The 11708-nt window shown below is 70.4% G+C and carries 13 protein-coding genes; 1 reads left to right on the top strand and 12 read right to left on the bottom strand.

Features of this window, described 5'->3' with window-relative positions; genetic code table 11:
* Window positions 1–104 precede the first annotated feature (104 nt).
* Window positions 105–1691 carry a CocE/NonD family hydrolase gene (locus tag ACFTXQ_RS26110; protein WP_382644758.1) on the top strand — a complete coding sequence of 529 codons (1587 nt, stop codon included), beginning with the start codon at window positions 105–107 and terminating at the stop codon, window positions 1689–1691.
* A gap of 37 nt (window positions 1692–1728) precedes the next feature.
* Here ACFTXQ_RS26110 and ACFTXQ_RS26105 read toward each other — a convergent pair whose 3' ends face one another.
* The 12 genes from ACFTXQ_RS26105 to ACFTXQ_RS26050 all read right to left on the bottom strand — a co-directional run bounded on the left by ACFTXQ_RS26105 (window position 1729) and on the right by ACFTXQ_RS26050 (window position 11678).
* Complete coding sequence (locus ACFTXQ_RS26105; RefSeq protein ID WP_382644756.1) at window positions 1729–2610, bottom strand: amino acid ABC transporter permease; 882 nt, start codon at window positions 2608–2610, stop codon at window positions 1729–1731.
* The gene (locus ACFTXQ_RS26100) at window positions 2607–3251 is read right to left on the bottom strand and encodes an amino acid ABC transporter permease (RefSeq protein WP_382644754.1); all 645 of its coding nucleotides are present in this window, start codon (window positions 3249–3251) and stop codon (window positions 2607–2609) included. Before ACFTXQ_RS26100 ends, ACFTXQ_RS26105 begins: the two co-directional genes overlap by 4 nt.
* Before the next feature lie 16 nt (window positions 3252–3267).
* Entirely contained in the window at window positions 3268–4173 is a 906-nt protein-coding gene (locus ACFTXQ_RS26095) for a glutamate ABC transporter substrate-binding protein (protein WP_382644752.1), read from the bottom strand.
* Window positions 4174–4185: 12 nt separating this feature from the next.
* On the bottom strand, window positions 4186–4929 hold the full coding sequence (locus tag ACFTXQ_RS26090) for an amino acid ABC transporter ATP-binding protein (RefSeq protein WP_382644750.1): 744 nt from the start codon (window positions 4927–4929) through the stop codon (window positions 4186–4188).
* 106 nt (window positions 4930–5035) lie between these two features.
* Window positions 5036–5476 carry a DUF6278 family protein gene (locus ACFTXQ_RS26085; RefSeq protein WP_382644748.1) on the bottom strand — a complete coding sequence of 147 codons (441 nt, stop codon included), beginning with the start codon at window positions 5474–5476 and terminating at the stop codon, window positions 5036–5038.
* A gap of 76 nt (window positions 5477–5552) precedes the next feature.
* On the bottom strand, window positions 5553–6338 hold the full coding sequence (locus ACFTXQ_RS26080) for an exodeoxyribonuclease III (RefSeq protein ID WP_382644746.1): 786 nt from the start codon (window positions 6336–6338) through the stop codon (window positions 5553–5555).
* A 30-nt stretch (window positions 6339–6368) separates the two neighbouring features.
* The gene (locus ACFTXQ_RS26075; protein WP_382644744.1) at window positions 6369–7001 is read right to left on the bottom strand and encodes an MBL fold metallo-hydrolase; all 633 of its coding nucleotides are present in this window, start codon (window positions 6999–7001) and stop codon (window positions 6369–6371) included.
* Window positions 7002–7029: 28 nt separating this feature from the next.
* Window positions 7030–7626 carry a hypothetical protein gene (locus tag ACFTXQ_RS26070; protein WP_382644742.1) on the bottom strand — a complete coding sequence of 199 codons (597 nt, stop codon included), beginning with the start codon at window positions 7624–7626 and terminating at the stop codon, window positions 7030–7032.
* Entirely contained in the window at window positions 7623–8828 is a 1206-nt protein-coding gene (locus tag ACFTXQ_RS26065) for an ROK family glucokinase (protein ID WP_382644740.1), read from the bottom strand. The genes ACFTXQ_RS26070 and ACFTXQ_RS26065 overlap by 4 nt, the downstream gene beginning before the upstream one ends.
* On the bottom strand, window positions 8825–9700 hold the full coding sequence (locus ACFTXQ_RS26060) for an ATP-binding cassette domain-containing protein (RefSeq protein WP_382644738.1): 876 nt from the start codon (window positions 9698–9700) through the stop codon (window positions 8825–8827). The genes ACFTXQ_RS26065 and ACFTXQ_RS26060 overlap by 4 nt, the downstream gene beginning before the upstream one ends.
* Complete coding sequence (locus ACFTXQ_RS26055) at window positions 9670–10701, bottom strand: ABC transporter permease (RefSeq protein WP_382644736.1); 1032 nt, start codon at window positions 10699–10701, stop codon at window positions 9670–9672. The genes ACFTXQ_RS26060 and ACFTXQ_RS26055 overlap by 31 nt, the downstream gene beginning before the upstream one ends.
* Window positions 10698–11678, bottom strand: coding sequence for a substrate-binding domain-containing protein (locus tag ACFTXQ_RS26050; RefSeq protein ID WP_382644734.1), 981 nt, complete (start codon window positions 11676–11678; stop codon window positions 10698–10700). The genes ACFTXQ_RS26055 and ACFTXQ_RS26050 overlap by 4 nt, the downstream gene beginning before the upstream one ends.
* Between the last annotated feature and the right edge of the window lie 30 nt (window positions 11679–11708).

The following is an 11708-nucleotide window of genomic DNA, read 5'->3' as shown; positions in this document are numbered from 1 at the left end:
TCAATCGTTACCAGCGCGTAACTTACCCATGGGTTACTTCCGGTAACCCCTTGCGGTTACCGTCGGGTCACTTTGACGACCCCGGCGTACGCGAGGAGCGATTGATGGAACGCACCACCACCGCCGCAGCCGTGGCGGCCCTGCTGGCGGCAGCCGCCCTGGGCCTGGCCCCCCACCAGGCCCAGGCAGCTCCCGCCACCACCGTGACGGCCTCCGCCGACGCCTCGCCGGAGCTGCGGTTCCACGACATCCCCGGCTCCGGAGGCATCACCCTCAAGGGCAACGTCTTCACCCCGGCGGGCGCCGGGGCCGGCCGGAAGTACCCGCTCATCGTGCTGCCCACCAGCTGGGGCATGCCCCAGATCGAATACATCGCCCAGGCCAGGAAGCTCGCGGACTCCGGCTACGTCGTGGTCGGTTACACCTCCCGCGGCTTCTGGCTCTCCGGCGGGCAGATCGAGGTGGCCGGTCCCCCGGACATCGCCGACGTCTCCGCCGTCATCGACTGGGCCCTCGCCCACACCCCCGCCGACGCCGAACGCATCGGCCTCGGCGGGGTCTCGTACGGCGCGGGCATCAGCCTGCTGGCCTCCGCCCACGACCCCCGCGTCAAGGCCGTGGTCGCGATGAGCGGCTGGGCCGACCTCATCGAGTCCATCTACTCCGGCCGCACCCAGCACCTCCAGGCCGCCGCCATGCTCGGCGCCACCGGCTACCTCACCGGCCGCCCCGGCCCCGAACTCCAGCAGATCCTCGGCGACTTCCTCGGCTCGAAGCTGGAGAACGAGCAGGCGATGATCGACTGGGGCAGGAAGCGCTCGGCCGCCGAACAGGTGGACCGGATCAACGCCAACGGCGCCGCGATCATGCTCGGCAACGCGTGGGGCGACACCATCTTCCCGCCCAACCAGTACGCGAAGTTCTTCGAGAAGCTGACCGGCCCCAAGCGCCTGGAGCTGCGCCCCGGCGACCACGCCACCGCCGAGGGCACCGGCCTGCTCGGCCTGCCCAACGACACCTGGACCAACGCCCACCGCTGGTTCGACCGCTACCTCAAGGGCGAGCGCAACGGGATCGACACCGAGGCCCCGGTGCAGCTCAAGTCCCGCAGCAACGACGGCTACGAGGGCTACGCCGACTGGAAGTCGGTCGGCTCCGGCGGCACCGAGAAGCTGAAGCTCTCCGACAGCGAGCACCTCTTCGCCAACGTGGACTCCGGCGCCAACGGCGGGATCATCTTCCTCTCCAGCGTCCTCGACCAGTTCGTCAAGGCGCCCCCGGCCGCCTCCATCCCCCTCCTGCCCCGCGCCTTCGCGGCCGTCTGGCAGTCGGAGCGCTACGCCGGGGACCGCCGCATCCGCGGCACGGCCCGGCTGCACACCACCGTCACCCCCACGAAGGCCGACGGCACCTTCGTCGCGTACCTCTACGACGTCGGCCCGCTCGGCATCGGCAAGCTGGTCAGCAACGCCCCGTACACCTTCCACGGCCGCACCCCCGGGCAGGCGTTCGGCGTGGACCTGGAGCTCTTCTCCACCGCCTACGACGTGCCCGCGGGCCACCGGCTCGCCCTCGTCGTCGACACCGTGGACCCGCTCTACATCGAGCACAACCCCACCGGCGCGCAGCTGACCTTCTCCTCGCCGCGCACCGATCCCTCGTACGTCTCGGTGCCGCTGCGCGAGCAGTGACCGCGGCTGCTGCCGGGTGGGGAGGGCTCCGGAGGGGCTACTCCCGGCCCGGCAGCACCACCCCCGGCTCGGCCGGGGCGACCTCCACCGCCCGGGTCTTGAGGCTGCGCCGCTCCCGCCGGGCGACCCAGGTGGCGCACCAGGACAGCAGCATGCACATCCCGATGTAGACCGGCGAGATGATCATCACGACGGGGATGAAGGGCAGGTCGTAGTCCAGGTTGGAGGCGATCAGCTTGCCCGCGTGAAGGAACTCCTCGTAGGTGATCAGGAAGCCGAGCGAGGTGTCCTTCAGCGCCACCACCAGCTGGCTGATGATCGTCGGCAGCATCGCCCGGACCGCCTGCGGGGCGAGGACGAAGGTCATCACCTGCGTCTTGCGCATGCCGAGCGCGTAGGCGGCCTCGCGCTGGCCCTTGGCCACCGCGTTGATGCCCGTACGGAAGACCTCCGCGAGCACCGAGCCGTTGTAGAGCGTCAGCCCCGCCACCAGCGCGGGCAGCGGCTGGACCTTCAGCGCGACGAAGATGAAGAAGATCATCACCAGTACCGGCATGGCCCGGAAGAACTCCACGCACACCGTGGCGAGCCAGCGCACCGGCCGGTGGACCGAGAGCCTGCCGGTGGCGAGCACCGCGCCGAGCAGGAGCGAGAGCACCGAGGCGTAGGCGAAGGCCTTGAGGGTGTTGCCCAGCCCCTTCAGCAGCAGCTCCTGGATGCCCTCGTAGGCGAAGGGGCGCCACTTGGCGGCGGTGAACTGGTGGGTGTCGAAGAGCAGGTAGAGGATCCAGGCCAGCAGCGCGAGGATCACGGCGGTCGACAGGATCCCGTAGAGGAAGTGGCGGCGCCGGGCCTGGGGGCCCGGGATGTCGTAGAGGGCGGTGGACTCCATGTCCCCGTGGAGCGCGTGCGCGGTCATCGGGCGACTCCGAAGCGCTTCTCCAGCACGTTGAAGAGCGCGCTGATGGACAGGGTGATGATCAGGTAGCCGACGGCGATCCAGACGAAGGTCCAGATGATGCTGTAGCCCAGCTCGTTGAGGGTCTTGTACGTGCCCAGCAGCTCGGTGACGCTGAAGGCGCCGGCGATCGCGGAGTTCTTGGCGAGCGCGATCAGGGTGGAGCCGATGGGCGGGATGACGGAGCGGAAGGCCTGCGGGAGGATCACCGTGCCCAGCGTCTGGCCGAAGGACATGCCCAGGCTGCGGGCGGCCTCGCCCTGGCCCTTGGGGACGGTGTTGATGCCCGAGCGCAGCGCCTCGCAGATGAAGGCGGAGGTGTAGCAGCCCAGGGCGAGGACGGCGAAGAGCTGGAAGGGCAGCACCAGGCCGAAACGGGGCAGGCCCAGCAGCACCGCGAAGAAGAGCAGGGTGAGCGGGGTGTTGCGCAGGACGGCCACCCAGACCGTGCCGAAGACCCGGAAGGAGCCGACGGGTGCGACGCGGAAGGAGGCCATGACGAAGCCGAGGACCAGGGCGAGGAGGGAGGCGTAGACGGTCAGCTCGACCGTGCCGAGGAAGCCCTTCCCGTAGAGCGAGAAGTTCTTGGTGAGTACGTCCATGGCGGTGTCGTCTCCTTCAGCCCGCCGGGTAGCGGTCGATGGGCGGCGGAGCGGGGGCGGGCACGCCGGACAGGCCGAGCGTGGCCTCGTAGGCCTTCTTCCAGTTGCCGTCCTTCTCGTTCTCCTCCAGGGCGTCGTCGAGGGCGAAGCGCAGGGCGTTGTCGCCGCGCGGGACGCCGATGCCGTAGGGCTCCTTGGAGAAGGGCTTTCCGACGACCTTGAGTTCCTCGGGGACCTTGGCGGCGTAGCCGAGGAGGATGGAGTCGTCGGTGGAGACGGCGTCGACCTGGTAGGTGAGCAGGTTGTCCACGCAGACCGAGTAGGTGTCGTAGGCGACGAGGACCGCCTTGGGAAACTCCTTCTGGAGGCGCTGGTACGGGGTGGATCCGGCGGCCGAGCAGACCTTCCTGCCCGCGAGGTCCTCGGGGCCCTTGATGTCCTTCTCGTTCCTGCGGACCAGGAGGGACTGGCCGGCCATGAAGTAGGGGCCGGCGAAGCCCACCTGCTTCTTGCGGTTGTCGTTGATCGTGTAGGTGCCGACGTAGTAGTCGATTTGGCCGTTCTGCAGGGCCGTCTCGCGGTTGGCGGAGGCGATCGTGCGGAACACGGTGGTCCCGGGGTCGAAGCCGAGCGCGGCCGCCATCATCTTGGCGATCTCGATGTCGAAGCCGGAGTAGCCGCCGCTCGCGGGGTCCTTCTCCCCCAGGTACGGCTGGTCCTCCTTGGCGCCGACCACCAGGTGGCCGCGCTTGCGGGCCTTCTCCCAGGTCCGGGAGTCGGGCAGCCGGAAGGCGGTGTCGACCTCGTACGCGGGCAGGTCCTCGGGCTGTGGTCCCTTGACCGGGGGGCTGCCGGACCTGCCGCAGCCGGTGGCGGCGGCGAGCAGGACCGCGAGGAGCGCGAGGGCGCGCAGGTGTCTCATGGGCCCGGCCCCTCAGTGCTTGAGGATCTTGGAGAGGAAGTCCTTGGCCCGCGCGCTCTCGGGGGCGGTGAAGAACTCCTCCGGGGTCCGGTCCTCGACGATCCTCCCGTCGGCCATGAACACGACGCGGTTGGCGGCGGAGCGGGCGAAGCCCATCTCGTGGGTGACCACGACCATGGTCATGCCCTCGCTGGCCAGCTGCTGCATGACCTCCAGCACCTCGTTGATCATCTCCGGGTCGAGGGCGGAGGTGGGCTCGTCGAAGAGCAGGGCCTTGGGGTCCATGGCGAGGGCGCGGGCGATGGCGACGCGCTGCTGCTGACCGCCGGAGAGCTGGGCGGGGTACTTGTCGGCCTGGTCGGCGAGGCCGACGCGGTCCAGGAGCTCGCGGGAGCGCTTGTCCGCCTCCTCCCTGCGGCGTTTGCGGACCTTGATCTGCGCGAGGGAGACGTTGGCGAGGACGGTCTTGTGCGCGAAGAGGTTGAAGGACTGGAAGACCATCCCGACCTCGGCGCGCAGGTGGGCCAGCTCCCTGCCCTCGGCGGGCAGCGGCTGTCCGTCGAGGAGGATGGTGCCGGACTCGACGGTCTCCAGCCGGTTGACGGCCCGGCACAGGGTGGATTTCCCCGAGCCGGACGGGCCGATGATCACCACCACCTCCCCGCGGCCGACGGTGAGGTTGATGTCCTGTAGTACGTGCAACTGTCCGAAGTGTTTGTTGACGTCCCGCAGCTCGATCAACGGATCGACGGCCATGCGCTGCCCTGCCCACTTGTCGGTGTCGAGGTCAGCGCAAACTATCCAGCCCGGGAAGGGCACTTCACCCCGACACGCCTAAAGGGGACATAAAGCTCGCGGCGGGTCAGCCCTCCGAGGCCTCCGCGTAGGCCTGGCTGAGCTCGGGGGAACCGGTCATCGCCCAGGAGACCCCCGATTCGATCACGTTCAGCTCGCGGCCCGAGGCCAGCCGGATCACCGGCTGGCCGTTGGGCCAGACCTGCCAGGCGGCGCCCGGGATGGTCCGGATGATCACGGTCCCGAGGTAGAAGCCCGCGTCGTTGCCGAGCCAGGGCACGATCTCGGGATCCCGCCGCCATCGCGGCATCAGCTGGTCGAGCGCCTCCAACGAGCCCTGACTCTCGTCGAGTTCGAGCCCGGCCTGCCTCGCCTGGACGCGCAGCATCTCGCACTCCGAGAACAACTCGGCGACGCCCTCGGGATCGTCCGCGAGGGCGCCGGCGAGACCCGCACCCCGTTCCGATTGGTGCCGGTTCAGCCAGTTGTCCAGGAAAGGGATGTTCATACCGCCCAGCGTCGCACCAGGATCCGCCGCTGACCACAGGGCGCGCCTGGCGGGATCCGCCGAGCCCGGCGGCGTCCTAGCTGTCGAGGGCGAGGTCCACGACGACGGGTGCGTGGTCGGAGGCGCCCTTGCCCTTGCGCTCCTCACGGTCGACGTAGGCGTCGGTGACGGCCTTGGTGAAGGGCTCGTTCCCGTACACCAGGTCGATGCGCATGCCCCTGTTCTTGGGGAAGGCGAGCTGGCGGTAGTCCCAGTACGTGTACGGACGGTCGTACTTGAGGGGGCGCGGCAGCACGTCGGTGAGCCCGGCGGCCCGCAGCGCCTCCAGGGCGGCCCGCTCGGCGGGGGTGACGTGGGTGAGGCCCTCGAAGACCGCCGGGTCGAAGACGTCCTCGTCGGTCGGGGCCACGTTGAAGTCGCCGAGCACGGCGAAGGGCCGGGGGCCGGCGGCGTCCTCGGCGACGGCGGTGGTCAGCGCGCGGAACCAGTCCAGCTTGTAGCCGTAGTGGTCGTGCGCGATCTCGCGGCCGTTGGGCACGTACACCGACCAGAGGCGGACCCCGCCGCAGGTGGCGGAGATCGCGCGGGGCTCCTCGATCCCCTCGTAGTGGGGACCGCCGGGCAGCCCCGCGACCACGTCCTCCAGGCCGACCTTGGAGACCAGGGCCACGCCGTTCCACCGGCCGGTGGCGTTGACGACCGCCTCGTAGCCCAGCTCGCGCAGCTCGGCGTGCGGGAACTGCTCCGCGGAGCACTTGGTCTCCTGGATGCACAGGACATCCGTACCGGAGCTCTCCAGCCAGGCCAGCAGACGGGGCAGCCGGGCGGTGATGGAGTTGACGTTGAACGTGGCGATACGCATGCGTCCCAACCTACCGCCCGGCACCGACAGTCACAGTTCCGTGGAGTCCCCGGCGGTGAGCCGGCCGTACTCGGCGCCGCCGAGGTTGCCGATCTGGGTGGCGTAGATGGGCAGCGCCAGGTCGGTCAGACCCGCGTCGTGGATGGCGAGGGTCCGGCGCGGCTTGACCTCGCGGACGTAGTCGATCACTTCGGCGATCTTGTTCCAGGGCGCGTGCACCGGGAGCATCAGCGTCTCCACCCCGGCACCGGGAACGGTCAGCGCGTCCCCGGGGTGGAAGAGCGAGGCGTCCACGAGGTATCCGACGTTGGTGATCCGCGGGATGTCCGGGTGGATCACGGCGTGCAGCTCTCCGTGCACCTGGACGTCGAACCCGGCGGCGGTGAAGGTGTCGCCGTTGCCGACGGTGTGCACCCGGCCCGGATAGGCGGGGGCCAGCTTCTCGGCGACGCTGCGCAGGGTCCACAGCCCGGCCGCCGGATTCGCGTCGAGGGCGGCCCGCAGCCTGCCCTCCTCGAAGTGGTCGGGGTGTTCGTGCGTGACCAGCAGGGCGTCCGCCCCGAGGCCCGCGTCCGGTTCGCTGAAGGCGCCCGGGTCGATGACGAGCGTGCGCCCGTCCTTCTCCAGCTGGACGCAGGAGTGCAGCCGCTTGGTGAGCTTCATGATCCAAGGCTAGACCCGGAGGGCCGGATCACGGGGTCGTGGTGGACACCACGTAGACCCTGGGGTGCTCCGGATCCGTCATGTCGACCGTGATGTCCCGGGTGGGGCGCGGGTCCGGCTGCTCCAGGGTGATCCCGTACCAGGTGGCCTTCGGGCTCCAGCTCCAGCCGGCGACCTCGGAGTCGTGCGGGGAGATCGCGACCTCGCCCGGGTTCAGCGCGGCCCGGCTCGTGCCGACGGAGGCGAGGAAGAGCTCCAGGTCCTCCGGGGTGACCGCGAACGCGGTGAAGAGCCGGCTGGTGCGCCAGTTGTTGGTCTCCAGGAACCCGACCCGCCAGGCCTTGTCCGGGATGGGCACCTCGTAGATGCTGCGCTGCACCTTCGAGGGCCAGCCGGGCCGCACCTTGGTCGCGCCGATCTTCGCGGCCTTGTCGCGTCCGCTCTCGCGGCTCTGCTGGGTGGAGATCGCCAGGTAGCCGGCCGGTACGCCGATCAGCAGCACGATGATGATCGCGGTGATCCAGCGGCGCTTGACGACGTGCCTGCGGTCCTCGGCGGTGGGCGGCGGCGTGCCGCCCCCGTCAGGGGCGGGGGCCTGGCGGGGCAGGGTGGGCGGGGGTGTCACGCTTTCGGTTCCTGGTCCTCGGGGCCGGTGGTGTCGCGCCGGCCCAGCTGCTGCGCGTAGCGCTCGTACCGTTCGTAGCGCTCCACGCGGCGGCGGGTGGCGCGGCGGAAGCGGCGGGCGACCAGTCGGGCGAGGTCGGCGGCTCCGACCATACCCGCCTCGGGGCCGAGCTGGGCCTTCGCGATCCGGGCCTCGGGGCGGTAGCCGCGGCCGGTGAGGTGGCGGCGGAAGGCGTCCCGGGCCGGGCCGATCAGCAGGTCGTCGGCGGCGCTGACCCCGCCGCCGATGACGAAGCAGGAGGGGTCGAGGGCGGCCGCCAGGTTGGCGATGCCGACGCCGAGCCACTGGCCGATGTCCTGGAGCAGCTCGACGCACATGGCGTCGCCCTCGCGGGCCAGCTCGGTGATGAGCGGACCGGTGATCTCGGAGACATTGCCGCCGACCCTGGCGATGATGTTGTACGCGACCGGGGAGTCGGCGGCGGCCAGCTCGCGGGCCTCGCGGACCAGGGCGTTGCCGGAGCTGTACTGCTCCCAGCAGCCCCGGTTGCCGCAGGGGCAGCGGTGGCCGCCGGGGACGACCTGCATGTGGCCGAACTCGCCGGCGACCCCGTAGCGGCCGCGCTTGACCTGACCGCCTTCGAGGATGGCCCCGCCGATGCCGGTGCCGAGCGTGATCATGACGAGGTGGTCCTCGCCGCGGCCGGCCCCGAAGCGCCACTCCGCCCAGGCGGCGGTGTTGGCATCGTTGTCGACCATGACCGGGACCGCGAGCCGGGACTGGAGGGCGTCGCGCAGCGGCTCGTCGCGCCAGGCCAGGTGCGGGGCGAACAGGACGCGCGAGCGGTCGGCGTCGACCCAGCCGGCCGCGCCGATGCCCACCGCGTGCACGTCGTGCCGGTCGGAGAGGTCCAGGACCAGCTCGACGATGGTGTCCTCGACGACCTTGGGGCTCTTGGACTTGTCGGGGGTCTCGGTGCGGATCTTCTCCAGGATGATGCCGTCGGCGTCGACGACCCCGGCCATCACCTTGGTGCCGCCGATGTCGATGCCGACGGTAGGGACGCGCGGGGCGGTCAGGTGCGACCTGCGCTCGCGCGTGCCGACCGTGCGCAGCACCGTGGCCCGCGCGGAGCCGCGGCGCGGCGGCGTGAACCCCCGGTAGGTGCTGCTCATCGGTGTGCCGTCGTCCCTCTTGCTCATGCCGTGCCCCGCGCGGCGTCGTCGCCGCGGGGCGAGGGCCCGCCCGCGGCGGGGCCCGGGCCCGATTCTGCCACCCGCTCCAGCTCGTGGCTCAGTTCCTCCAGCTCGGAGCCGCCTGCCATCTGCCGGGTCAGCTCGTCGAGGGTGATCGAGTCGCGGGTGTGGCTGCCCGCCATGGTGCCGCGCTTGAGGAGGACGAAACGGTCCCCGACCAGGTGGGCGTGGTGCGGGTTGTGGGTGATCAGGACCACGCCGAGGCCGGCGTCGCGGGCGGCGGCGACGTATTTGAGGACGACGCCGGACTGCTTGACGCCGAGGGCGGCGGTGGGCTCGTCGAGTACGAGGACCTTCGCGCCGAAGTGGACGGCGCGGGCGATGGCCACGCACTGCCGCTCGCCTCCGGAGAGGGTGCCGATGGGCTGGTCCACGTCGCGCAGGTCGATGCCCATGCGCAGCAGCTCGGCGCGGGTGGTCGCGCGCATGTGCTCCACGTCGAGGCGGCGGAAGGGGCCGCGGCCCCTGGTCGGCTCCGAGCCGAGGAAGAAGTTGCGCCAGACGGGCATCAGGGGGACGACGGCCAGGTCCTGGTAGACGGTGGCGATGCCGCGGTCGAGGGCCGCGCGCGGGTTGGCGAGCACGGTCTCCTCCCCTTCGATCTCGAAGGATCCGGCGTCGTGCCGGTGCAGCCCCGCGATGATCTTGATGAGGGTGGACTTGCCGGCTCCGTTGTCGCCGAGGACGCAGGTGATCTCGCCGGCCGACACCTCCAGGGAGACCCCCTGGAGGGCGCGGATGTTGCCGTAGTACTTGCTGACCTCGGTCAGCTTCACGAGTGCCGTGCTCACTTTGCCTCCGCCCGCTTGCGGACCCATGCGTTGAGCAGCGTCGCGAGCAGCAGCATCGCGCCGAGGAAGAACTTGAACCAGTCCGGGTTCCACTGGGCGTAGACGATGCCGTTGCTGGTCATGCCGAAGATGAAGGCGCCGACCGCCGAGCCGATGGCGGAGCCGTAGCCGCCGGTCATCAGACAGCCGCCGATGACGGCCGCGATGATGTAGAGGAACTCGTTGCCGACGCCCTCGCCCGACTGGACCACGTCGAACGAGAAGAGGATGTGCTGTCCGGAGATCCAGGCGCACAGGGCCACGCCCATGTAGAGGCCGATACGGGTCTTCACGACGGGCACGCCGGTCGCGCGGGCCGCGTCGGCCCCGCCGCCCACCGCGAAGATCCAGTTCCCGGCGCGGGTGCGCAGCAGGATCCAGGTGGCCACGGCGACCAGGGCCAGCCACCACAGGATGGTGACCTTGAGGGTGACGGAGCCGACGTTCCACTGGGAGGCGAAGAGGGCGCGGGCGGAGGGGAAGCCCTCCATGTCGGCGATGGTCTTGGTGGAGACCGAGCCGCTGATCAGCTTGGTGAAGCCGAGGTTCAGGCCGGTCAGCATCAGGAAGGTGCCGAGCGTGATGATGAAGCTCGGCAGTCTGGTGCGGGTCAGCATGAATCCGTTGAAGAAGCCGACGGCCAGGGTGACGGCCAGGGACACCAGGACGCCGACCCAGACGTTCGCGGTCATCTGGTAGCTGAACATCGAGCTCAGCAGCGCCGAAGTGGTGACCATGACGCCGGCGGACAGGTCGAACTCCCCGCCGATCATCAGCAGCGCCACCGGGACGGCCATGATCCCGATGGTGGAGGCCGAGTACAGGACCGTGCTGAGGCTGGAGGCCCGCAGGAAGCTGTCGGCGGCGAAGGAGAAGAAGACGAAGACGGCGGCCGCGCCGACGACCGCGCCGAGCTCGGGGCGGCCCAGCAGCCGGCGGACCACGTGGGTGGGCGCGAGCCGTTCGTCCGCGGTGGTGGCCGTGCTCATCGGCTGCCCCGCTTGATGAACTCCTCCAGCTTGGCGGCCTCGGTGCCGGTGACGATCTGCGGGCCGGTGAGCACCGGGCGGCCGCCGCCGAGCACGTCCGCGTTGTAGCGGTAGAGCCAGAGCAGGTCGATCGCCTCGTAGCCCTGGAGGTAGGGCTGCTGGTCGACGGCGAAGCCGAGGGCGCCGGACTTCAGGTCGCGGGCGACGGATTCGTTGAGATCGAAGGTGTCCACCTCGGCCTTGCTCGCGGCCGCGTCCTTGGCCTTGATCGCGGTCGGGGCGAAGGGCGCGCCGAGGGTGAGGACCGCGTCGACGGAGGGGTCGGCCTGGAGCTTGGCCTGGATGGCGGCCTGGACGGAGGGCATGTTGGTGCCCTCGACGTACAGGTTCTCCATTGTGCCGCTGAAGGTCTTCTTCGCTCCCGCGCAGCGCTGCTCGTGGCCGACGTTGCCCTGTTCGTGCAGGACGCAGACGGCCTTCTTGCGGCCCCGCTTGCTCAGCTCGGTACCGACCGCCTCGCCCGCGATCTGCTCGTCCTGGCCGATGTGGGTCAGCGCCCCGTACTCGGCGGACTGGGCGGATCCGGAATTGACCGTGACCACGGGGATGCCGGCCTTGACGGCCTTGGCGATGACGTCCTTGAGGGCCTCCGGCTTGGCGAGGCTGACGACGATCCCGTCGACCTTCTGGTCGATGGCGTTCTGCACGAACTGCGCCTGCTGCTGCGCCTGGTCGTCGTGGGCGTACACGAAGTTGATGTTGTCCTTGGCCGCGGCCTCCTTGGCGCCCTTCTGGACGATGTCCCAGAAGGTGTCGCCGTCGCCCGCGTGGGTGACCATCGCGAAGGTCCAGCGCGGCGTGGACACGGCGGGCCGGCCCTGCGCCTCGGCCTTCGCCCGGTCCTCGGCGCGCTTGCCGCCCGTACTGCTGCAGCCCGCGAGCGAGGCTCCCAGTACCGCCGCGAGCACGGCGCCCACGACCCGTACCCCTGTCCCGACCCTAGCCAC

Origin of the sequence: Streptomyces sp. NPDC057010, assembly GCF_042673805.1 — a bacterium.
In the GTDB taxonomy this organism is placed as follows: Bacteria; Actinomycetota; Actinomycetes; order Streptomycetales; family Streptomycetaceae; genus Streptomyces.
The sequence above is the reverse complement of the archived record's forward strand: the minus strand, read 5'-3'. Positions and strand labels throughout refer to the sequence as shown.

What these genes read in the sequence shown, in the direction of transcription:
- ACFTXQ_RS26080 (WP_382644746.1), bottom strand. Translation starts at nt 6,338, where the DNA reads ATGCGTATCGCCACGTTCAACGTCAACTCCATCACCGCCCGGCTGCCC.
- ACFTXQ_RS26065 (WP_382644740.1), bottom strand. Translation starts at nt 8,828, where the DNA reads ATGAGCAAGAGGGACGACGGCACACCGATGAGCAGCACCTACCGGGGG.
- ACFTXQ_RS26105 (WP_382644756.1), bottom strand. Translation starts at nt 2,610, where the DNA reads ATGACCGCGCACGCGCTCCACGGGGACATGGAGTCCACCGCCCTCTAC.
- ACFTXQ_RS26075 (WP_382644744.1), bottom strand. Translation starts at nt 7,001, where the DNA reads ATGAAGCTCACCAAGCGGCTGCACTCCTGCGTCCAGCTGGAGAAGGAC.
- ACFTXQ_RS26085 (WP_382644748.1), bottom strand. Translation starts at nt 5,476, where the DNA reads ATGAACATCCCTTTCCTGGACAACTGGCTGAACCGGCACCAATCGGAA.
- ACFTXQ_RS26060 (WP_382644738.1), bottom strand. Translation starts at nt 9,700, where the DNA reads ATGGGTCCGCAAGCGGGCGGAGGCAAAGTGAGCACGGCACTCGTGAAG.
- ACFTXQ_RS26055 (WP_382644736.1), bottom strand. Translation starts at nt 10,701, where the DNA reads ATGAGCACGGCCACCACCGCGGACGAACGGCTCGCGCCCACCCACGTG.
- ACFTXQ_RS26110 (WP_382644758.1), top strand. Translation starts at nt 105, where the DNA reads ATGGAACGCACCACCACCGCCGCAGCCGTGGCGGCCCTGCTGGCGGCA.
- ACFTXQ_RS26095 (WP_382644752.1), bottom strand. Translation starts at nt 4,173, where the DNA reads ATGAGACACCTGCGCGCCCTCGCGCTCCTCGCGGTCCTGCTCGCCGCC.
- ACFTXQ_RS26090 (WP_382644750.1), bottom strand. Translation starts at nt 4,929, where the DNA reads ATGGCCGTCGATCCGTTGATCGAGCTGCGGGACGTCAACAAACACTTC.
- ACFTXQ_RS26100 (WP_382644754.1), bottom strand. Translation starts at nt 3,251, where the DNA reads ATGGACGTACTCACCAAGAACTTCTCGCTCTACGGGAAGGGCTTCCTC.